General features: G+C 64.1%; 16 protein-coding genes. 6 read left to right on the forward strand and 10 right to left on the reverse strand.

Going from position 1 to position 20,097, the window contains the following annotated elements:
* The first annotated feature begins 159 nt into the window (after nucleotides 1-159).
* Together IG122_RS08755 and IG122_RS08760 are read left to right on the forward strand one after the other, a co-directional pair.
* On the forward strand, nucleotides 160-1,818 hold the full coding sequence (locus tag IG122_RS08755) for a thiamine pyrophosphate-binding protein (RefSeq protein WP_193182482.1): 1,659 nt from the start codon (nucleotides 160-162) through the stop codon (nucleotides 1,816-1,818).
* Between the two features lie 215 nt (nucleotides 1,819-2,033).
* Nucleotides 2,034-2,978 (forward strand): hypothetical protein, encoded by a 945-nt coding sequence (locus IG122_RS08760; protein ID WP_193182484.1) that lies wholly within the window; start codon nucleotides 2,034-2,036, stop codon nucleotides 2,976-2,978.
* A 14-nt stretch (nucleotides 2,979-2,992) separates the two neighbouring features.
* Here IG122_RS08760 and guaD read toward each other — a convergent pair whose 3' ends face one another.
* Nucleotides 2,993-4,282, reverse strand: coding sequence for a guanine deaminase (gene guaD, locus IG122_RS08765; protein ID WP_193182487.1), 1,290 nt, complete (start codon nucleotides 4,280-4,282; stop codon nucleotides 2,993-2,995).
* The gene (locus IG122_RS08770; protein ID WP_319024843.1) at nucleotides 4,282-5,532 is read right to left on the reverse strand and encodes a urate hydroxylase PuuD; all 1,251 of its coding nucleotides are present in this window, start codon (nucleotides 5,530-5,532) and stop codon (nucleotides 4,282-4,284) included. The genes guaD and IG122_RS08770 overlap by 1 nt, the downstream gene beginning before the upstream one ends.
* A gap of 113 nt (nucleotides 5,533-5,645) precedes the next feature.
* Between IG122_RS08770 and IG122_RS08775 the strand changes: the two genes are divergently transcribed.
* Nucleotides 5,646-6,560 carry a LysR family transcriptional regulator gene (locus IG122_RS08775; RefSeq protein ID WP_193182488.1) on the forward strand — a complete coding sequence of 305 codons (915 nt, stop codon included), beginning with the start codon at nucleotides 5,646-5,648 and terminating at the stop codon, nucleotides 6,558-6,560.
* Nucleotides 6,561-7,593: 1,033 nt separating this feature from the next.
* Here IG122_RS08775 and IG122_RS08780 read toward each other — a convergent pair.
* The 7 genes from IG122_RS08780 to uraH are packed head-to-tail and all read right to left on the reverse strand — an operon-like array spanning nucleotide 7,594 to nucleotide 16,137.
* Nucleotides 7,594-8,517, reverse strand: coding sequence for an ABC transporter permease (locus IG122_RS08780; RefSeq protein WP_193182490.1), 924 nt, complete (start codon nucleotides 8,515-8,517; stop codon nucleotides 7,594-7,596).
* On the reverse strand, nucleotides 8,514-9,590 hold the full coding sequence (locus IG122_RS08785) for an ABC transporter permease (protein ID WP_193182492.1): 1,077 nt from the start codon (nucleotides 9,588-9,590) through the stop codon (nucleotides 8,514-8,516). The genes IG122_RS08780 and IG122_RS08785 overlap by 4 nt, the downstream gene beginning before the upstream one ends.
* Nucleotides 9,580-11,139 carry an ABC transporter ATP-binding protein gene (locus tag IG122_RS08790; RefSeq protein WP_193182494.1) on the reverse strand — a complete coding sequence of 520 codons (1,560 nt, stop codon included), beginning with the start codon at nucleotides 11,137-11,139 and terminating at the stop codon, nucleotides 9,580-9,582. The genes IG122_RS08785 and IG122_RS08790 overlap by 11 nt, the downstream gene beginning before the upstream one ends.
* Nucleotides 11,136-11,978 carry a xanthine dehydrogenase accessory protein XdhC gene (gene xdhC, locus IG122_RS08795; protein ID WP_193182496.1) on the reverse strand — a complete coding sequence of 281 codons (843 nt, stop codon included), beginning with the start codon at nucleotides 11,976-11,978 and terminating at the stop codon, nucleotides 11,136-11,138. Before xdhC ends, IG122_RS08790 begins: the two co-directional genes overlap by 4 nt.
* A complete protein-coding gene (xdhB, locus tag IG122_RS08800) occupies nucleotides 11,975-14,317 on the reverse strand; it encodes a xanthine dehydrogenase molybdopterin binding subunit (RefSeq protein ID WP_193182498.1) in 2,343 nt (780 codons plus the stop codon). The genes xdhC and xdhB overlap by 4 nt, the downstream gene beginning before the upstream one ends.
* Nucleotides 14,317-15,774, reverse strand: a complete 1,458-nt coding sequence (xdhA, locus tag IG122_RS08805; RefSeq protein ID WP_193182500.1) for a xanthine dehydrogenase small subunit — start codon at nucleotides 15,772-15,774, stop codon at nucleotides 14,317-14,319. The genes xdhB and xdhA overlap by 1 nt, the downstream gene beginning before the upstream one ends.
* Nucleotides 15,775-15,777: 3 nt before the next feature.
* Nucleotides 15,778-16,137, reverse strand: a complete 360-nt coding sequence (uraH, locus tag IG122_RS08810; protein WP_226893400.1) for a hydroxyisourate hydrolase — start codon at nucleotides 16,135-16,137, stop codon at nucleotides 15,778-15,780.
* Nucleotides 16,138-16,326: 189 nt separating this feature from the next.
* On the opposite strand from uraH, the gene puuE reads away from it, so the two are divergent.
* From puuE to IG122_RS08825, 3 genes are read left to right on the forward strand one after another with little or no spacing between them, the layout of a single operon-like run.
* Nucleotides 16,327-17,742: an allantoinase PuuE gene (puuE, locus tag IG122_RS24620; RefSeq protein ID WP_193182715.1), complete on the forward strand. Its 1,416-nt coding sequence runs from the start codon at nucleotides 16,327-16,329 to the stop codon at nucleotides 17,740-17,742.
* Entirely contained in the window at nucleotides 17,739-18,587 is an 849-nt protein-coding gene (locus tag IG122_RS08820) for a bifunctional allantoicase/(S)-ureidoglycine aminohydrolase (protein ID WP_193182502.1), read from the forward strand. Before puuE ends, IG122_RS08820 begins: the two co-directional genes overlap by 4 nt.
* Complete coding sequence (locus IG122_RS08825; protein WP_193182504.1) at nucleotides 18,584-19,075, forward strand: ureidoglycolate lyase; 492 nt, start codon at nucleotides 18,584-18,586, stop codon at nucleotides 19,073-19,075. Before IG122_RS08820 ends, IG122_RS08825 begins: the two co-directional genes overlap by 4 nt.
* 113 nt (nucleotides 19,076-19,188) lie before the next feature.
* Here the strand turns inward: IG122_RS08825 and IG122_RS08830 are convergent, their stop codons facing one another.
* Entirely contained in the window at nucleotides 19,189-19,728 is a 540-nt protein-coding gene (locus tag IG122_RS08830) for a helix-turn-helix domain-containing protein (RefSeq protein ID WP_226893456.1), read from the reverse strand.
* Nucleotides 19,729-20,097: the final 369 nt, after the last annotated feature.

A 20,097-nucleotide genomic window follows, 5' to 3' on the forward strand; every position in this document is an offset into this window, starting at 1 on the left:
TGGCGACTTCGAAACGCCGCCATTCGCAGCCTTCTTGACTACATTGTATACAATTGAATACCGTAGCGTCAAACCACGAAAACAGACGGGTTTTGCACCGGCCGGGCAGCTGACGCACCATGGTCCGCAAACCGGTCGCCCCAAGGGAGCGCGTGCATCATGTCGGCGAAGAAAACCTACGAGATTCTGGCAGAGGCCTTCCATCAGGAACAGGTGGAAACCTGCTTCGCCCTGCTCGGCGACGCCAACATGAACTGGGCGACGGCGCTCGCCGGTCTCGGCTGCGATTTCGTCTATGTCCGGCACGAGCATTGCGCCGTCGCAGCGGCGATGGCCTATGCGCGCTCCAGGAACACGGTCGGCGTCTCCACGGTCACCTGCGGTCCGGGCCTCACGCAGGTGATGACTGCCCTGCCCGCCGCGGTCCGCGCCCATATCCCGCTGGTGGTCTTCGCCGGGGAGTCGCCGCTGAAGAACCACTGGTACAACCAGGAGCTGGAGCAGGCCCCGTTCGTAAAGGCCTGCGGCGCCGACTATCACGCGCTGCACCACCCGGACCGTATGCTGCGCCAGATCCGCGACGCCTTCGTGCAGGCGCAGGAGGAAATGCGACCGGTCGTCCTTGGCGTGCCGTTCGACCTGCAGAACCTCGACTGGAAGGGAGATAGCAAGCTCCCGGCGCCGTCCCGCGACGTGCTGCCGAAAATGCGCCCGATGCCGCCGCATCCGGAGGACGTCGCCGACATGGCGGCGGTCATCGCGGAAAAGCGCAAGGTGATCGTGATGGCCGGTCTCGGCGCATTGCGTTCGGAAGGCGCGACCGAAGCCTGCAAGGCGCTGGCGGAGCGCTGCGGCGGTCTGCTCGCCACCACTCTGCCTGTGCGCGGGATGTTCCACGACGACCCGTTCAATCTCAGCATCGCCGGCGGGTTTTCCAGCGACGTGACGCGGGAATGTTTCGCGGAAGCCGACATGGTCATCGCGGTCGGCGCCAGCCTTGCCAATCACAACTCCTACAACGGCACTCTCTACCCGAACGCGGAGGTGCTGCGCATCGACACCGCACCGACCACCCTCACGCAGGGCCGGATCACCGCGCACCGTCATCTGCGCGGCGATGCCGGGATGAGCGTCCGCGCGCTCGTCGAGGCGCTCGGCCCGCGTGACGCCAATGCTCCGAGCTGGCGCAGCCCCGAACTGGCGGACCGGATCCGGACCTCTCCCGCGGACGGCTCCGTGCATGCGCAGGAACAGGGCCTGCTCGATCCGCGCGACGTCGCCATCGCGCTCGACGCGGCGCTGCCGAAAACCTGGGAGGCGGTGAACTCCTCCGGCCATTGCTCCTATTTCTTCGCGCAGATGCCGGACCGCCCGGTCGAGAACTTCCTCACCATCCGGGAGTTCGGCGCAATCGGAAACGGCACCTCCTTCGCCATGGGCGTCGCGGCGGCGAAGCCCGGCAAACCGGTCGTCATGTTCGACGGCGACGGCAGCCTGCTGATGCATATCCAGGAACTGGAGACCATGAAGCGGCACGGCATGAAAGTGCTGATCTGCGTCATGAACGACGGCGCCTACGGCTCGGAGATCCACAAGCTGCGCTCGGAAGGCCTGACCGACGAGGGCGCGGTGTTCGGCCGGCCGGATTTCGCCGCGATCGCACGCGGATTCGGGCTGCAGGGCGAGACAGTGACCGATCTCGACACCCTTCCCGACCTCGCGCGCAGGTTCGAGGCCTCGAGCGGTCCCGCGATCTGGGACTTCCATGTCTCGGACCAGATCCTCTCGCCGCTCATGCAGCGCGCGCACCCTAAATAGCGGAAGCCGTCGGGCGGCGGGAAATCCCGTATTTTTGCGCCGATTCCGCCGCTCCCGCAGAGCGCGCATATCGCCCGCCAGACTTTCGCCAAGATTGATTGCCGCACGCTGGCTGGGTAAACTGGCTTTCGTGAAATTTTTGACGTGAATTCATCCGACCCTCAGAAGAGGAAAATGTCGGTATTCGCGCTTCCTGCCAGGGTAGAGGTGAGAAAATGAGCACCGACACTTTCTCCAGCTCCGAAATGGCCCTGAGCCTGGAGGCCAATGTGAATGAGACCCGCTCAGGGCAACCCTTGGAGGAGCAAACAGAGATTGCCGAAATCAAGGTGAATTCCGGGGCAATACAGGCCCTTAGCCATGCATTCGAAGATCTGAATGAAGATCCGGGCAGCCCCTACTCGTTCAAACATGAAATACGGCCACACTCAAGCGGATCAACCGTCGGCTCCGTTTCGCAATCGCTCGATACGATCGAATTCGAAATCTTCAAGATCACCGAGATGGCGCGGCGCTGGATCGTCGAGAACGGGCTGTCTCCCTACAAGCTCGCCCTGACCGCCGAGACCTCCCCCAGCCAGGTGCACCGGATCATGGAGCCGGGATGGACGCCGTCGCTCAAACTGGCGCGGCGGATCGCCTCTTCCCTGCCCGAGGATTGGGTCAGCAGTTTCGAACGCGACTGCAATACCTGCCTGCCGCGGCTTTTCTATTTGCAGCCGTCATCCGTCATGAAATCCGCCCCGATCAATCAGGTGATGCAGGCAATCGATCACAAGACGACCGAAGAGGCGCTGGCCGATCTGGTCCAGGACGAGTTCAATTATTGCCGGTACAACTTTCTGTCCAAATCCGAGCTGTCGGTCCAGACCGCCCGGCACCACGGGTCCGGCCTGAAGAGCGACACGCCCTACATGCCACCCGCGCCGAGGCTCATTTGGGAGGCCGGTCAGAGCGGCACGGAGTGTCGCAGCTATTCCTTCTCGATTCACCGGATCCCGCTCAAGTCAAAGGATCGTACGATCCTTTCGACCGTTCACATCGTCGAGTTCGACGGACAGAACTGGGCGATCCAGCTCTGGAAGATCGAAAACAGCCGTCCGCTCACCGACCAGCGGCAGCTGGATATTCTCGCCGCTTACCAGAACGTGTTTACCTAGAGAAAGCTGCGGCTTCAGCCCCGCTTCACCGGCATACCCGCCACATAGGTCTCGACCACCGTCCGGTCGTCGCCGAGGGTTTGCAGCAGGAAAAGCTCTTCCTGCAGGCTCCGGACCCGTTCCATGCGCAGCGCCATGACCGGCGTCGCCCGGCTGTCGAGCACGGCGATATCCGCGGCCGTACCTGGATCCAGCGTCCCGATGCGGTCCTCCAGCGAGAGCGCATGGGCGTTGCCGAGCGTCGCCCAGTAAAAGCTGTGCAGCGGGTCCATCCGCTGGCCCCGTAGCGCCAGCACCTTGTAGCCCTCGTCCAGCGTACGCAGCATGGAGTAGTTGGTGCCGCCGCCGACATCGGTCGCGATCGCCCGCCTCACCCCGTCGGCGCGCAGTCCCGCCTCGTCATAGAGCCCGCTGCCGAGGAAAAGGTTCGAGGTCGGACAGAAGACCGCAACGGAATCCGTCTCCGCCATCCGCTTCTGCTCGCGCTCGGTCAGATGGATGGCATGGCCGAAAAGGCTCTTCGCGCCGAGCAGGCCATAGCTCTCGTAGACGTCGAAATAATCCCGCGCGCCGGGGTAGAGCTGCCGTGTCAGCTCGATCTCCGCCTTGTTCTCGGAGAGATGGGTCTGCAGGTAGCAATCCGGATGCTCGCGCACAAGCGCCTCTGCCATCTCGAGCTGCTCGGGAGTCGAGGTAATCGCGAAGCGCGGCGTGATGGCGTAGAGCGCCCTGCTCCGCCCATGCCACTTCGCGATCAGCGCCTTGCTGTCGTCGTAGGAACTCTGCGGTGTGTCGAGCAGTCCCTCCGGCGCGTTCCGGTCCATCATCACCTTGCCGGCAATCATGGCCATGTTGCGCCGCTCGGCCTCGGTGAAGAAGGCGTCCGCAGATTGCGGATGAACCGTGCAGTAGACCGCTGCCGTCGTGGTGCCGTGCGCGGCGAGCGTGTCGAGGAAATGACCGGCGATATGGGCCGCGTGGCCCGGGTCGGAGAAGCGGGTCTCCTCCGGGAAAGTATATTTCTCCAGCCAGTCGAGCAGGGTCGCGCCCCATGAGGCGATGACCTGCATCTGCGGGAAATGGGCGTGGGTATCGATGAAGCCCGGCACGATCAGGTGAGGACGATGATCAACGACGGTCGTTCCCTCCGCGGCGCGCGGATCGAAGGTGCCGACGGACACGATCTTGCCGTCCGCGATGCGCACCGCGCCATCCTCGATGAAAAGGAAGCTGTCCGTGTCGTCATAGTGCGCGGGCTCGGAACGGAAGCTCAGCACCCGGCCGCGCAGGATGGTCCCCGTCATCAGTTCACCGCCTGGCCGCTGCCCTCGTACCAGCGCACGATGGCCGCGCGCTCTGAAGGCTCCATATAGGAGACGTTGGCGGGCGGCATGGCATGGCTGCGGCCGGCCTGCAGGTAGATCTCCCGCGCATGCAGGGCGATCTCCGCTTCGGTCTCCAGCTTCACGCCCTTCGGCGCGGCGGCGATCCCGTCCCAGGCAGGTTCCGTCGCATGGCACATGGAGCAGCGGCCGAGTACGGCCTCAAGCACCGGCTCGAAATGCGGCGAGGCGGCCAGCCGCTCCGCGGCCGGGCTAAGCTCCACTGCGGCGGCCTCATCACCCGCCTGCTTCGGTTCCGCCGTGGAAAGCCAGACGATGGCGAGGAAAAGCGCCACGGTCAGTGCCCAGGTCCACCAGGGCTGGCCCTTGCGGGCATGCATCGTATTGAAGAAATGCCGGATCGTGACGCCCATCAGGAAGACCAGGCTGGCGATCACCCAATTGTACTCGGTCGCAAAGGCGAGCGGGTAATGGTTCGAGAGCATCAGGAAGAGAACCGGCAAGGTCAGGTAGTTGTTGTGGGTCGAGCGCAGCTTGGCAATGGCGCCGTATTTGGCGTCCGGCACCCGTCCCGCCTTCAGGTCGGCGACGACGATCTTCTGGTTCGGAATGATCACCATGAAGACGTTGGCCGACATTATGGTCGCGGTGATCGCGCCCAGATGCAGGAAGGCCGCTCGCCCCGTGAAGATCTGCGTGAAGCCCCAGGCGAGCGCCACCAGAGCCGCGTAGAGCAGCACCATCAGCAGCGTCGGGTTCTTCGCCAGCGGCGAGCGGCAGGCAAGCGTGTAGACCGTCCAGCCGAGCGCGAGCGAGCCAAGCGAGACGGCGATTGCCTGCCAACTCTCGGCGGCCCAGACATTCTGGTCGATCAGGTAGAGATCGGCATGGCCGTAATAGACGATGCACATGAGCGCGAAGCCCGACATCCAGGTCCAGTAGCTCTCCCACTTGAACCAGGTCAGATGCTCCGGCAGCGCGGCGGGGGCCACGAGATATTTCTGGATGTGGTAGAAGCCGCCGCCATGCACCTGCCATTCCTCGCCATGCGCGCCTTCCGGCAGGCTCGCCGCCTTGCGCAAACCGAGGTCGAGGGCGATGAAATAGAAGGACGAGCCGATCCAGGCGATTGCGGTGATCACGTGCAGCCAGCGCGCGGCGAAACTCACCCAGTCCCAGATCACGGCCGAATTCGGCAACAGCTCCAGCATTCGCACACTCCCCCGCAGCATGACAGATCGCCACTCTGGCAAATCCGCGGCGCTTCCAAAAGCGCGATATCTCCGCTTTACTTTATAGGAATTTTTGAAAATCAGAGGCGGCCATGCCCTATCTCGACAGCATCCGGGTTTTCGTGCGCACGGTCGAACTCGGCAGCATTACCGCGGGCGGCAGGGATCTCCGGCTGACCCCGGCGGTGGCCAGCAATCGTATACGGGAGCTTGAAAACCGTCTCGGCATCCGGCTCTTCAACCGGACCACGCGGAAGATCGCCCCGACGGAGGTCGGGCGCCTGTTCTACGATCATGCGAAGGAAATCATCGACGCGCTCGACAAGGCCGAAGCGGCGGTCGCGGAGTATTCGCAGCATCCCCGCGGCTCGATCAAGGTGCTCTCTCCCCTCGGCCTCGCGCGACGTGTGGTGGCGCCGCTGGTGCCCGAGTTCAACGATCTCTACCCCGATCTCGCGATCCAGCTCCGGCTCTCCGACCGCAAGGTCGATATCTTCGACGAGAGAGTCGATGTCGCCATCGTGCTCGGCACACCGGAGGATTCGAGCCTGAAGGCGCGCAAGATCATGGACTGCCCGCGCGTGCTCTGCGCTGCGCCGGTCTATCTCGACCATTTCGGCACGCCGGAAAAGCCGGAAGACCTGGTCGAGAACGGCCACCACTGCCTGCTGTTGCGCTTTCCGGGCACGCAGGAATATTTCTGGACCCTGCAGACCAAGAACGGCCCGACCCGCTTCAATGTCCGCGGTCCCTACGATGCCGACGAGGGCGACGTGCTGACCGAATGGGCGCTCGCCGGGCGCGGGATCGTCAACAAGCCCTTCTTTGAGGTCGCGAGCCATATCCGCAGCGGTGCCCTGGTGCCGGTGCTGGAACAAACCCCGCCGCCACCGGTCGCGCTCGCCTGCCTCTATCCCCATCGCCGCCTGCTCGACCCGAAAATCCGGCTCTTCGTCGATTTCATGATCAGGAAGTGCAAAGCACGGGTCGAGGGGATGATGAAATGAGTAAAAATCAATTTACTCAACTTTTCTATCTTCACTCCATTTAATCAGAGTCTTACATACCTTTCTAATAGTGTCCTCATTACATATTACCTGCTCTCTTCGAGGGAGTTTATCCTTCAGAAATTCGCGAAGAATTTTTTGTTCCGCATCAAAAGCGATAGTGGCTGTAGGAAACCGAGCCTGAAAATATTTTTTCCAACTTCCTTTAATCGAAATTGGAATATGCGCGTTTATCTGCCCAAGACGGCGTATAGGGTGCGTCGTCCACCCTATCTTCCATGTATCATTCCCATCCGGGTTACCTGTACCAAATCGTAAAATATAGCAGTACGCCGGCCTACTCGCTTCAAACCCACTTGGCTCTTTGGAAATGAACCAATCTCCGGGGGCGGAACCATATCTAGCGAAACTGTCAATTTTCGAGCTCACCGGAAGACGGTACTGCAGCTTATTTAAGCGAACGCTTTGACAAGCATCCAAGAAGTCCCTGATTGATCGATATACTTTCCTATTGCTCACTCCCAGCTTAACAACTGGATAATATCGCGCGGATTTACCGTCCGAGAACTCAACGTCGACACGCTTATGATGGTATGTCCTCTCTAGTTCATCTTTCGGCAAGGTGGCTCCGCCACCTGAAATCCTACCGTTATGCATTAACCAAATTTCGCCGTCACCGTCCTTTGCGAAGACGGCTGCGTAATGCCTATTCTTACCTTCCTCGGGTAAATCACACTGAACGATTCGTTTCTTCCATGAACCCGCCCCCCGACCAAATCCGATCCAGTAGTGGGGTGAACCGGTATCTTTCCGAGGCTTCGGTTCATCTACAAGGCACCAAATATCTGTGTTCGACGGTCGCCACAGTTCTCCGAATAGCTTCGTCGGAACCCCAGCCACAATCTCATCGGCGAAGTGACTGGCAAGACGACGGGCGGCAGATCTAATTGATCGTTTTGACTCCAGTGCTGTTAGACTTGTCATGCTTTCCCCCAAAAAACACTACCAAGACTAAGTGAGCACTCGTCGCCACTCAAGTCGACGGCTTGAACGGCTGTCCGAGACAGGCCGGCGCCTGCGAGCCGACGGACTTGCGCATCGAGATCAGCGCCAGCACGACGATGGTCGCGAGATAGGGCATCGCGGCGAGGAATTCCGGCGGGACGTATTCGAAACCGGCCGCCTTGGCGTGCAGCTCCAGCGTCATCACCACACCGAAGAGATAGGCCCCGGCGAGCAGCCGCATCGGCCGCCAGGCGGAGAACACCACCAGCGCCAGTGCGATCCAGCCGCGCCCGGCGGTCAGCCGTTCGGCCCACATCGGGGTCAGGACCAGCGAATAGTAGCAGCCGCCGATCCCCGCCATGGCGCCGCCGAAGGCGACCGCCATGTAGCGCACGGAGATCACCGAATAGCCGATGGAATGGGCGGAGACGTCGTTCTCCCCGACCGCGCGGAGGATCAGTCCGGCGCGGGTGCGGCGGAGGAACCAGGCGACCACGAGGGTCATCGCGAAGGAGAAATAGACCACCGGATCGTAGCCGAAGAGCACGCGGAGATGCTCGTGCTCGGCAAGCGCGGGCGGGAAGAGCGGGCCGATCCGCTCCACCGTCTGGCCGACGAAACCGGCGCCCATCAGCGAGGAGAGGCCGATGCCGAAGATGGTCAGAGCGAGACCGGTCGCGACCTGGTTGGCGGTCAGCGTCAGGGTCAGATAGCCGAAGATCATCGACGCCCCCGCCGCCGCGACAGCCGCCGCGACGATGCCGACGAAGGTGACGCCGGTCATGGTGGTGACGGCGAAGCCGGTGACGGCGCCGACCAGCATCATGCCCTCGACCCCGAGATTGAGCACGCCGGATTTCTCCACCACCAGCTCGCCGAGGCCCGCCAGCAGGATAGGCGTCGCCGCCCCGACGACGGTGACGAGGATGGAGATCAGGATCGCTTCGGTCATGCCGCGCCTCCGCTGCGCGCACCGCCGAGGCGGAGGCGGTAATTCACCAGAATGTCGGTCGCCAGCAGGAAGAACAGCATCATCGCCTGAAAGAGGCCGCTCGCCGCGTTCGGCAGGCCGATGGAGGATTGCGCGATCTCGCCGCCGACATAGGAGATCGCGAGGATCAGCGCGCCGAGCACGATCCCCGCCGGATGCAGGCGGCCGAGGAAGGCGACGATGATCGCCGTGAAGCCGTAGCCCGTCGGGAATTGCGGCACCATCTGCCCATAGGGGCCCGCCGCCTCCAGGATGCCCGCGAACCCGGCGAAGCCGCCACCCGCCAGCAGCGCGAGCCAGATCGTGCGCTTCTGGTTGAAGCCGCCATAGCGCGCCGCGTGCGGCGCCGCGCCGACGACCCGGATCTCGAAGCCGAACACGGTCTTCGAAAGTACGTACCAGGCGATCACCGCGACGATGAAGGCGATCGGCACGCCGAGATGCACGAAGGTATTGCCGATCTCCGGCAAAATCTGGCTGTCGTTGAACATCCGGCTCTGCGGGAAGTTGAAGCCCTCCGGATCCTTCCACGGACCGCGCATCAGGAAATAGAGCAGCTGGACCGAGACATAGGTCAGCATCAGGCTGCTCAGGATCTCGCTGACATTGAGCTTGGTCTTCAGCAAGGCCGGTATCCCCGCGTAGAGCGCGCCGCCGATCATTCCCGCGAAACACATCGCCGGCAGGATCCACCAGCCCTCCATCTCCCAGGTCGCGAGCGCGACGCCGGTGCCGGCGAGCGCACCCATGACGTACTGCCCCTCGGCGCCGATGTTCCAGACATTGGCGCGGAAGCCGATGGAGAGGCCGGTCGCGATCAGGATCAGCGGCGCCGCCTTGATGCCGAGGTCCTGCCAGGCGCCGATATCGAGCACCGGCACGAAGAAGATGTCCCAGACCGCTTCGGGCCCGTCATACCCGAGCAGCGAGAAGATCGTCGCCCCGAACACCATGGTCAGCATCACCGAGATAACCGGTGTCAGATAGAGCATCGCGCGGCTCGGCTGCTTGCGCTTCTCCAGCTCAAGCAACATGGGAGGCTCCCGCATATTCGCGCGTCGCTTCCGGATCGCCGTGCACGCCGCCCATCAGGAGGCCGATCTCGTCGACCGAGGCCTCGCCGACCTTCAGGCTGCGCGAGAGTACACCCTCGTTCATCACCGCGAGCGTGTCGGAAATGGCAAGCAACTCGTCGAGATCCTGGCTGATCACCACCACAGCCGAGCCACGCGCAGCAAGATCGACGATCTCCTGATGGATCGCCGCCGCGGCGCCCGCATCGACGCCCCAGGTCGGCTGCGAGACCACGAGCACTTCCGGCGCCTGCATGATTTCCCGTCCCATGATGAATTTCTGCAGATTGCCGCCGGAAAGCGATCCGGCGGGCGACGACGCACCGGTGGTTTTCACCGCGAAGGTATGGATCACCTCGTCCGTATAGCGCTCCGCGAGACGGCTGTTGATCACGCCCCAGTTGACCATGTTCTTACGGTTCCGCGCGGTCAGGATGGCGTTGTCGGTCAGCGAGAAGCCCGGCACCGCGCCATGGCCGTTGCGCTCCTCGGGCACGGCACAAAGGCCATGCCCCCGGCGCGCCTCGGCACCGAGCGCGCCGACTGGCACGCCGTCGATCTTCACCGCGTCGGAAAACGGCACCGGCCGCTCGCCGCTGAGGGCGAGCAGAAGCTCATTCTGACCGTTCCCGGCCACACCGGCGACGCCGAAGATCTCGCCTGCGCGGACGGAGAAGGTGACGTTCCTGAGCGTCGTGCCGAACTCGTCGTCGGCCGGCAGCGAAAGATCCGAGACGATGAAGCGTTCGGCCCCGAAGCTGCGCCCCTCCGCCTTCTCGATCTCCTTCAGCGAGCCGCCGATCATCATCTCTGCCATGGAGCGGGAGGATTCCTTCTTCGGATCGCATTCGGCGACCACCCTGCCACCGCGCAGGATCGTCGCCTTGTCGCAGAGCTCCACGATCTCGTGCAGCTTGTGGCTGATATAGAGGATCGAGCAGCCGCCTTTGGCCAGTGCCCGCAACGTATCGAAAAGCTGGGCGACCTCCTGCGGTGTGAGCACCGAGGTCGGCTCGTCCATGATCAGCAGCTGCGGGGTCAGCAGCAGGGCGCGGACGATCTCGATGCGCTGACGCTCGCCAACACTGAGGGTGGCGACGGTGCGGTGCGGGTCGAGATGCAAATGATACTGGTCGAGCACGGTGCGGACGCGGCTTTCCAGCTCGGAATAGGAGACGGCCTCGTCGAGCCCGAGGGCGATATTCTCCAGCACCGTCATCGCCTCAAAGAGGGAGAAATGCTGGAACACCATGCCGACGCCCATGGCACGCGCCGCCTTCGGGTTGGCGACCTGCACGGGCTTGCCGTCGAAACGGATCTCGCCGGCATCGGGATGCATGATCCCGTAGATCATCTTTACCAGTGTTGACTTACCGGCCCCGTTCTCGCCGAGCAGCGCATGGATCGTGCCCGGCGCCACCGAGAAGCTGACATCATCATTGGCGAGCACACCCGGAAACGACTTGGTGATCCCCGTCAGTTCCAGACGGCTCGTCGCCCCCTCACTCATCCAACCCGTCCCCCCGCTCTTATTTGTTGCGGCGCAGCATCCCCCGTCGCCTGCGCCTCCGTCAACCGCGCGATCACCTCGGCCGCGACGAAGGCGGCGATCACTTCCGGACGCTTGTCGTCGCTGCCGGCGCTTCCGATCGGACAGAGCAGTGGCGCAGTATCTCCCACCGACGCGCTGCTTTTCGCGCACCAACGCTCGAACGAGGCACGCTTGGTCTTCGAGCCGATCATGCCGACATAGGCCGCGTCCCCGCGCATCAGCGCTTCGGCGGCAATGATGAAATCCAGCGCATGGTCGTGGGTAAGAACGACGAAAGCGCTGCCCGGCGGCGCACCCCGCACCTCGGCTTCCGGCAACGGCGTCAGGCGCTGTTCGACCGGCGCCTGGCAGAGCGCGAGTTGCTCCTCGCGCTCGTCGACCAGCACGGTGCGAACCGGCAGCAGACTTGTCGCGGCGGCCAGCGCGCGGCCGACATGGCCGGCGCCGAAGATATAGATGGACGGGTTATTCCGCCGCGCCGCCGCCAGGCGCTCTCCCTCTCGAGCGAGCATAGCAGCGTCGAGCCGCAGCATGCTGATGGCCACGTAACCGCCGCAGCACTGGCCGATTTCCGGGCCGAGCGGCATTTCGAGCCGGCGCTCAGCGGACCCCGCCGCGAGCATCTCGCGCGCCGCCTCGATCGCAACGAATTCGAGACGACCTCCGCCGATCGTGCCTTCGGTCCGGTCGGCGGAGACATACATCACGGTCCCCGCCGCGCGCGGCGTCGAGCCCAACGCCAAGACGAGTTCCAGCCGGATCGCCGGTCCGGCGGTTTCGAAGAACGATCCGCTCATGCCGCAGCTCCGTCCTTGGCCCGCAGACGCTCGACGGCGAGCAGGATGCGTTCCGGCGTCGCGGGCGTATCGAGGCGCGAGCATTCGCGGTAATCGGCAACGCTCGCCACCGCCATGGAGAGCGCTTCCAGCACCGAGATGCCGAGCATCAGCGGCGGCTCGCCGACCGCTTTTGAGCGCCTGATGGTACGCTCCTTGTTCTCGGACCACTCGGCCAGCGCCACGTTGAAGATCCGCGGCACGTCGGATGCGAGCGGGATCTTGTAGGTCGAGGGCGCATGGGTGCGCAGCCGGCCCTCCTTGTCCCACCACAGTTCCTCGGTGGTCAGCCAGCCCACGCCCTGGATGAAGCCTCCCTCGACCTGGCCCTTGTCGATTGCCGGATTGAGCGACTTGCCGACATCGTGGAGCACGTCCGAGCGGTCGATCCGGTACTCGCCGGTCAGCGTGTCGATGGTGACCTCCGAGACCGCCGCGCCGTAGGCGAAATAGTAGAACGGCCGGCCCTTGCCCGCGGCACGGTCCCAATGGATCTCCGGCGTCTTGTAGAACCCGGCCGCCGAGAGATGGACCCGCGCCATGTAGGCGGCGGCGATGAACTCTTCAAAGCTGAGCACCTGCTCGCCGACGACAACCTGTCCGGCCTCGAAACGCACGGCCTCCTCGGGCAGGTCCCATTTCTCAGCGGCGAATGTCCTCAGGCGCTGTTTGATCTGCTCCGCGGCATCCTGCGCCGCCATGCCGTTGAGGTCCGAGCCGGACGAGGCCGCCGTCGCGGAGGTGTTCGGCACCTTCTCGGTCGCTGTCGCGCTTACCCTGACACGGTCGAGATCAACCTGGAAACAGTCGGCCACGACCTGCGCCACCTTGGTGAAGAGGCCTTGCCCCATCTCGGTACCGCCATGGTTCAGGTGGATCGAGCCATCCTTGTAAACATGCACCAGCGCGCCCGCCTGATTGTACCAGGTCGCGGTGAAGGAGATGCCGAACTTGACCGGGGTCAGGGCGATGCCCTTGCGAAGGATGCCGCCCTTCGCGTTGAAATCGAGCACAGCCTTACGGCGCGCCTGATAGTCCGAACTCTCCTCCAGCTCCGCAACCAGCCGGTCGAGGATGCAGTCGGTGACCTGCTGGTGATAGGGCGTGACGTCCCGGTCCGGCCCGGCGCAATAGAAGTTCGCCTTGCGGATCTCCAGCGGGTCCTTGCCGAGGGCGTAGGCGATCTCCTCGACGATCCGTTCCGCCCCGACCACACCCTGCGGGCCGCCGAAGCCGCGGAAGGCGGTGTTGGAGACCGTGTTGGTACGGAGCGGCTGCGACCGCAGGCGGACGGCCGGGTAATAGTAGGCATTGTCCGCATGGAACAGCGCGCGGTCCGTCACCGGGCCGGAGAGATCGGCGGAAAAGCCGCAGCGCGCGGCAAAGGTGCCGTCGACGGCGAGGATACGACCCTCCTCGTCGTAGCCGACATCGTAGCTGACCTTGAAGTCGTGCCGCTTGCCGGTCGCGATCATGTCGTCGTCGCGGTCCGGGCGGAGCTTCACCGCTCGATTCAGCTTCTTGGCGGCGAGCGCCGCGACAGCAGCGAACAGAGCCGGCTGGCTTTCCTTGCCGCCAAACCCGCCGCCCATGCGCCGGACCACGACCGAGACCGCATTCGCCGGCACGCCGAGCACCTGTGCGACCAGAACCTGTCCCTCGCTCGGATGCTGCGTCGAGGAGTGGATCGTGACGGTCTCGTCCTCGCCCGGGATGGCGAGCGCGATATGGCCCTCGAGATAGAAATGATCCTGCCCACCGATCTCCATCTCGCCCTTCAGGCGGTGCGGAGCGGCTTTCAACGCACTCTCGACATCGCCGCGCTCCAGCTTCAGCGGCGCGGTCACGAGATCGCCGCCCGCCTCCAGCGCCGCATCGATGGAGATCGCGGCCGGGAGCGCGCGATATTCGATCTTCGCCAGCGCCGCCGCCCTGCGCGCCGCGTCCCTTGTCTCCGCGATCACCGCGAACATCGGCTGCCCCCGGAACATGACCTTGCCCTCAGCGAAGACCGGATCGTCATGGGCATGGACCGGGCTGACATCGTTCTCGCCCGGAATGTCGTCGGCGGTCAGGACCAGTGCGACACCGGGCGCCGCGCGGACGTCGGAGAGGTCCATCGAGACGATCTCCGCATGGGCCGCATCCGACAGCCCGAGCCAGCCATGCAGCGTGCCCGCGGGCTCGGCCATGTCGTCGATATAGTCCGCCGTACCCGCCACATGCTTATGGGCGGAGTCATGCCGCTCCGCGCTGTGCACGCCGCCGCGGATCGCTTCCTGTTTGCTTCCCCCGTCCATCACGCGCTCAGCCTTGCAAGCGTTTCCCCGCCGGAGGTTTCGAGGAAGAAGCGCAGCAGCAGGTTGGCCGCGACCTTGGAGCGGTAGTCGGCAGAGGCCCGCCAGTCGGAAAGCGGCGTGAAATCCTCGGCCATCGCCGCCATCGCCGCCCGCACGCTTGTCTCGTTCCAGGGCTGGCCGAGGAGCGCCGCCTCCGTCTTCTCCGCCCGTTTCGGCGTCGCCGCCATGCCGCCGAAGGCAAGCCGGGCCGATGTCACCGTTCCGCCATCGAGCGCAACGGAGAAGGCGCCGCAGACCGCCGAGATATCCTCGTCGCGCCGCTTCGAGACCTTGTAGGCGGCGTTCAGCGTGCCCGGCGCCGGGAGCGGGATGCGCACGCTCTCGACGAACTCGTCCGGTACCCGGTCCTGCTTGCCGTAATCGATGAAGAAGGCCTCGAGCGGGATGGTGCGCCGCTTGCTGCCGCGCCGGAGCATCAATTGGGCGCCGAGCGCGATCAGGGCGGGCGGCGTGTCGCCAATGGGAGAGCCGTTGGCGATATTGCCGCCGATCGTGCCCATATTGCGCACCTGCCAGCCGCCGATCCGGTCCCAGAACTCGGCCAGATGCGGGAAATGCTCCGCGATCATTGCCGTGCTCTCGCTGTAGGTGACGCCGGCGCCGAGGAAGAGCGCGTCTTCGCCGACGCTGATCCGTTTCAGGTCCGCGATATGTCCTATGAAGACAGCCGGAGAGATGTCCTTCATGTGCTTGGTGATCCAGAGCCCGACATCGGTCGAGCCCGCCACCATGGTCGCATTGCCGACCTCGAGCAGAACCCGCGCGAGATCGTCCGCGTCGGCCGGCAGGATCGCCGTGCTGCCGCCACGCGAGACGACGACCCGCGCACCGTCGTCCATCTCCGCCAGTTTCGCCGTTACGGCCTCGCGCTGCGCCATCAACGGATCGTCGGCCACTTTCCCGCGTCCGGCCGCGTCCAGCGCCGCGCGGACAATCGGAGCATAGCCGGTGCAACGGCAGAGATTGCCCTGCAGCGCGGTCTCCACTGCCTCGACCGAGCCGCAGCCGCCCTCCATCCAGAGCGCGTAGAGCGACATCACGATGCCCGGCGTGCAGAAGCCGCACTGGCTGCCGTGATGCTCCACCATCGCCTGCTGGACGGCATGCAGCCCGCCTTCGGGAGCGCGGAGATATTCCACTGTCACCACGTGGCAGAGATCGACCGAGGCGAGCAGACGGATGCAGGCATTCACCGTCTCGTATTTCAGCCCGTCCGAGGTCCGGCGCCCGACCAGCACGGTGCAGGCGCCGCAATCGCCTTCGGCACAGCCTTCCTTGGTGCCGCGCAGGCGCTGCTCAAGACGGAGGTGGTCGAGCAGCGTGTCCCCGGCGCCAACGGTGGAAAGCCGCACCTCGCGGTCGTTCAGCAGGAACCGGATCTCGCCGCGCGCCGACATTTCTCAGCTTCCCCGGTAGGTCGCGTAGCCGTAGGGAGAGAGCAGCAGCGGAACATGGAAATGCTGGGAGGCATCGGCGATGCCGAAACGGAGCGGGATCCGATCGAGAAAGAGGATCTCGCCCGAGACATGGCCTGCCCGGCGCAGATAGTCGCCGGCATCGAAGACCAGCTCATACTGTCCCTCGGTGAAGCTGTCCCCACTCGCCATCGGCGCATCGGTGCGGCCGTCATCGTTCGTGACCGTCGAGGAGATCAGCTCGCGCGCCTCGCCGTTAAGGCGGTAGAGCGCGATCTTCAGCCCCGCCGCGGGTGTCCCGGCGGCCTGATCCAGCACATGCGTTGTCAGACGTCCCGACGCCATAATCTCTCTGCCCCTGTTCGCTCGGCATGTCCGCACCGGTTATTCCCGGCTGCTCTTTGACCGAATTAGATTCTCAAGGAATTGTATATGAAAGGCGCCATGTCATAAGAGTCTTTCAAAATTTTGTTGAATGTCCGCGCGCGCGTTCTCTGGAACCATGGCGCCCGGTACCAGTGAAGAGGTGGGATGATGGGGGACTATCCGCGCGACCTCGAAGGCTACGGCCCGAACGCGCCCGATGCGGACTGGCCGGGCGGCGCCCGGGTCGCGGTCCAGTTCGTTCTGAACTACGAGGAAGGCGGGGAGAACAACCTGCTGCACGGGGACGAAGCCTCCGAGGCCTTCCTTTCCGAGATCGTTGGCGCGACCGCGTGGCCGGGTCAGCGCCACTGGAACATGGAATCGATCTACGAATACGGCGCCCGCGCCGGTTTCTGGCGCCTGCACCGGATGTTCACCGGAGCCGGGATCCCGCTCACCGTCTACGGCGTCGCAACGGCGCTGGCCCGCGGCCCGTCGCAGGTGAAGGCGATGAAGGAGGCCGGCTGGGAGATCGCCTCGCACGGCCTCAAATGGATCGAGCACAAGGATATGACCGAGGCCGAGGAACTGGCGCAGATCGTCGAGGCGATCCGGCTCCATACCGAGGTCACCGGCGAGCCGCCGCGCGGCTGGTATACCGGCCGCTGCTCGATGAACACGGTCGAGCTCGTCGCCGCACACGGCGACTTCGACTACATCTCCGACAGCTACGCCGACGACCTGCCCTACTGGATGGAAGCGGGCGAGCGCGACCAGCTGATCATCCCCTATACGCTCGACGCCAACGACATGCGCTTCGCGACGCCGCAGGGCTTCAATACCGGCGAGCAGTTCTTCCAGTATCTGAAGGACAGCTTCGACGCGCTCTACGAGGAGGGCAAGGAAGGGCGCCCGGCGATGATGTCGATCGGCCTGCATTGCCGGCTCGCGGGACGGCCGGGCCGGGCGGCGGGCCTGAAGCGCTTCCTAGACTATGCGAAAGCCAGGGACAAAGTCTGGTTCGCCCGCCGGATCGAGATCGCCGAACACTGGGCGCAGAAGCATCCGCACAAGCGCTTCGAGCGCCCGAGCCGGATGGACAAGACCACCTTCGTCTCCCGCTTCGGCGGCATCTACGAGAATTCGCCCTGGATCGCCGAGGCCGCCTTCGATCTCGAGCGCGGTCCGGCGCACGACACGGCGACCGGGCTGCATTCCGCCCTCACCCGCATCTTCCGCTCGGCCAGCCCGGAGCTGCGGCTCGCGGTTCTGAATGCGCATCCGGACCTCGCCGGCAAGCTCGCTCAGGCGAAACGCCTGACCACCGAGTCCACCGCCGAACAGGCAAGCGCAGGACTCGATGCGCTGACCGACGAAGAGCGCGCCAGCTTCGAGGATCTGAACCGGCGCTATGTGGAGAAGCACGGCTTCCCCTTCATCATCGCCGTGCGCGACAACACGAAGGCTAGCATCCTCGCGGCTTTCAAGAAGCGCATCGAGCATGACCGCGCGACCGAAATGGCCGAGGCCTGCCGCCAGGTCGAACGCATCACAGAACTCCGACTGAAGGATCTCCTGCCATGAGTGGCGCCGACCGTTCCTATTACACGATCCCCGGCGGTCTGCCGGGACAGACGCAGCTGATGACAGGCCGGGCCGTCTTCACCGAGGCCTACGCGGTGATCCCGAAGGGCGTGATGACGGACATCGTCGCCAGCATCTTCCCCTTCTGGGAGAAGACCCGCGGCTGGATCATCGCCCGCCCGCTGTCCGGCTTCGCCGAGACCTTCTCGCACTATGTGATGGAAGTCTCCCCCGGCGGCGGCTCGACGAAGCCGGAGCCGGAAGCGGGCGCCGAGGGCGCGCTTTTCGTCGTCGCCGGCGCGATCACCGTGACGGTCGGCGGCAAGGAAAATGTTCTGACACCCGGCGGCTTCGCCTACCTGCCCCCGGCGAGCGGCTGGACGCTGAAGAACGATGGGGCCGAGACCGCGCAGTTCCACTGGATCCGCAAGATGTACGAGAAGGTCGAGGGGATCGACGCCCCCGACCCGCTCTTCGCCCGCGACCAGGACATCACGCCCGCCGCCATGCCGGACACCGAGGGACGCTGGGCGACCACGCGCTTCGTCGATCCGTCGGATCTCCGGCACGACATGCACATCACCGTCGTCACCTTCCTGCCCGGCGGCACAATCCCCTTCGAGGAGACCCATGTCATGGAGCACGGGCTCTACGTGCTCGAGGGCAAGGGTGTCTACAAGCTGAACCGGGACTGGGTCGAGGTCGAGGCGGGCGATTATATGTGGCTGCGCGCCTTCTGCCCGCAGGCCTGCTATGCCGCCGGTCCCGGCCTGTTCCGTTACCTGCTCTACAAGGACATGCACCGCCACCCGCGGCTGACGGGCGTTGGAGCCTTCGGTCGATGAGCCGGACGATCGCCGCGAGGCCGCTTTCCGCGGAGGCGTTTGCCGCCTATGGCGAAGTGCTGGAGGCAGCCGGCGCGCCGGATTACATGATCAATGCCGGGCTTTGCGGCCGCTATCACGACCGCGCGCGGCCGGAAACGGATGCGGACGGCTCAGTCACGCTCAGCATCGGCCGGAGCGATGCGGTAACGCTCCCCCTCACACTGAAAATGATGGAACGGCATCCGGACGGCAGCCAGGCTTTCGTGCCGATGAACGGAACCCGCTTCCTCGTCATCGTCGCGGCGGACGAAAACGGTGCGCCCGGCAAACCGGAAGCCTTCCTGACGAACGGCGCGCAGGGCATCCAGTACAAGCGGAACTGCTGGCACGGCGTGCTCGCCCCGCTTTCCGGCCCGGCGGATTTCCTGATCGTCGACAGGATCGGCCCCGGCACCAACCTGGAAGAGCACGACCTCCGGGAGCCCTACATCATCGTCGCGAAGTAAGGAGCGACCGCCTTCAGACGGGGCAGCGCGTCCCCGTGCAAGAACGAACCGCCCGCGCAACCGAAGCGGCGCGGGCGGCAATATTCTGCTCCCAAGAGGCTGATGAAAGCCGCCTAGTGATGTTCCTTGTCATGCCCGGGTTCGGCCAGTTCGGACATGGTCCGAACCAAATCGACGATCCGCGTCCGTGCATGCTCCGGCAGGTCGCCCCAGAGACGCACAAGCTCGTTCGCCTGACGACGCGCCAGCGGAGAGTCCATCTCGACATCGTGGGCGCTGGCAACCGGCGGCGCGATATCCTCGGCCCCCAGCAGCCGGGCGGGCGATTGTGAAATCGTCTGCTCGTCCATCTCGTCGAAGAAGTAAGACACCGGCGTGTTCAGGACCGATGCGACGTCGAACAGACGGGACGCACTGATCCGGTTGTCCCCGCGTTCGTATTTCATGTACTGCTGGGACGTCACACCGATCTTCTGCGCGACGATCCGCTGCGTCATTCCCATTTCCTTGCGGCGGCGCCGCAGGCGCGCGCCGACGAATACATCGACCGGATTGTTCGCATTTGTCTTGCCCCGATCCGCCGAGTCTTTTTCGGACGCCTGGCCGGAAGCGTCCGCTGCCTCGTCAATCAGACGATTGGCGGCATTTTTCATAATCACCCCCCGATCCCTCAAGAGTTCCCTAAACCGAAAATTGCCAAAACCCCGAATTACAATGAGGTAAAGACAATAACTTCATCTCTGGTTGAGATACCTGTCCTAAAAGCTTTCTGCTACGCTGAAAAACGCGCCGCCGGACTTTGATGCCGCGCTACCGAGACCTGAAGCGGTTCTTGTAATTTCTTGCGTGGCTGGCGTCTAGGTCGTTAACCATACCATGTTGCGCCGGAACGATCAATTTCCACGTGGACGTTATAGGTGAATTTTTCGACACCCACGAAACAAATACTATTGGTTGCGCAGATCGCCAGAAAGCTGACATTTGCGCTAAATACGGGCTTCGCGACCCGCTGCGCCCGTCAA

Source organism: Nisaea sediminum (genome assembly GCF_014904705.1).
Taxonomy (GTDB): domain Bacteria; phylum Pseudomonadota; class Alphaproteobacteria; order Thalassobaculales; family Thalassobaculaceae; genus Nisaea; species Nisaea sediminum.

Excerpts from the sequence above, each read along its gene's own strand:
- IG122_RS08755 (WP_193182482.1), top strand. The coding sequence starts at position 160 with ATGTCGGCGAAGAAAACCTACGAGATTCTGGCAGAGGCCTTCCATCAG.
- IG122_RS08760 (WP_193182484.1), top strand. The coding sequence starts at position 2,034 with ATGAGCACCGACACTTTCTCCAGCTCCGAAATGGCCCTGAGCCTGGAG.
- guaD (WP_193182487.1), bottom strand. The coding sequence starts at position 4,282 with ATGACGGGGACCATCCTGCGCGGCCGGGTGCTGAGCTTCCGTTCCGAG.
- IG122_RS08770 (WP_319024843.1), bottom strand. The coding sequence starts at position 5,532 with ATGCTGGAGCTGTTGCCGAATTCGGCCGTGATCTGGGACTGGGTGAGT.
- IG122_RS08775 (WP_193182488.1), top strand. The coding sequence starts at position 5,646 with ATGCCCTATCTCGACAGCATCCGGGTTTTCGTGCGCACGGTCGAACTC.
- IG122_RS08780 (WP_193182490.1), bottom strand. The coding sequence starts at position 8,517 with ATGACCGAAGCGATCCTGATCTCCATCCTCGTCACCGTCGTCGGGGCG.
- IG122_RS08785 (WP_193182492.1), bottom strand. The coding sequence starts at position 9,590 with ATGTTGCTTGAGCTGGAGAAGCGCAAGCAGCCGAGCCGCGCGATGCTC.
- IG122_RS08790 (WP_193182494.1), bottom strand. The coding sequence starts at position 11,139 with ATGAGTGAGGGGGCGACGAGCCGTCTGGAACTGACGGGGATCACCAAG.
- xdhC (WP_193182496.1), bottom strand. The coding sequence starts at position 11,978 with ATGAGCGGATCGTTCTTCGAAACCGCCGGACCGGCGATCCGGCTGGAA.
- xdhB (WP_193182498.1), bottom strand. The coding sequence starts at position 14,317 with ATGGACGGGGGAAGCAAACAGGAAGCGATCCGCGGCGGCGTGCACAGC.
- xdhA (WP_193182500.1), bottom strand. The coding sequence starts at position 15,774 with ATGTCGGCGCGCGGCGAGATCCGGTTCCTGCTGAACGACCGCGAGGTG.
- uraH (WP_226893400.1), bottom strand. The coding sequence starts at position 16,137 with ATGGCGTCGGGACGTCTGACAACGCATGTGCTGGATCAGGCCGCCGGG.
- puuE (WP_193182715.1), top strand. The coding sequence starts at position 16,327 with ATGGGGGACTATCCGCGCGACCTCGAAGGCTACGGCCCGAACGCGCCC.
- IG122_RS08820 (WP_193182502.1), top strand. The coding sequence starts at position 17,739 with ATGAGTGGCGCCGACCGTTCCTATTACACGATCCCCGGCGGTCTGCCG.
- IG122_RS08825 (WP_193182504.1), top strand. The coding sequence starts at position 18,584 with ATGAGCCGGACGATCGCCGCGAGGCCGCTTTCCGCGGAGGCGTTTGCC.
- IG122_RS08830 (WP_226893456.1), bottom strand. The coding sequence starts at position 19,728 with ATGAAAAATGCCGCCAATCGTCTGATTGACGAGGCAGCGGACGCTTCC.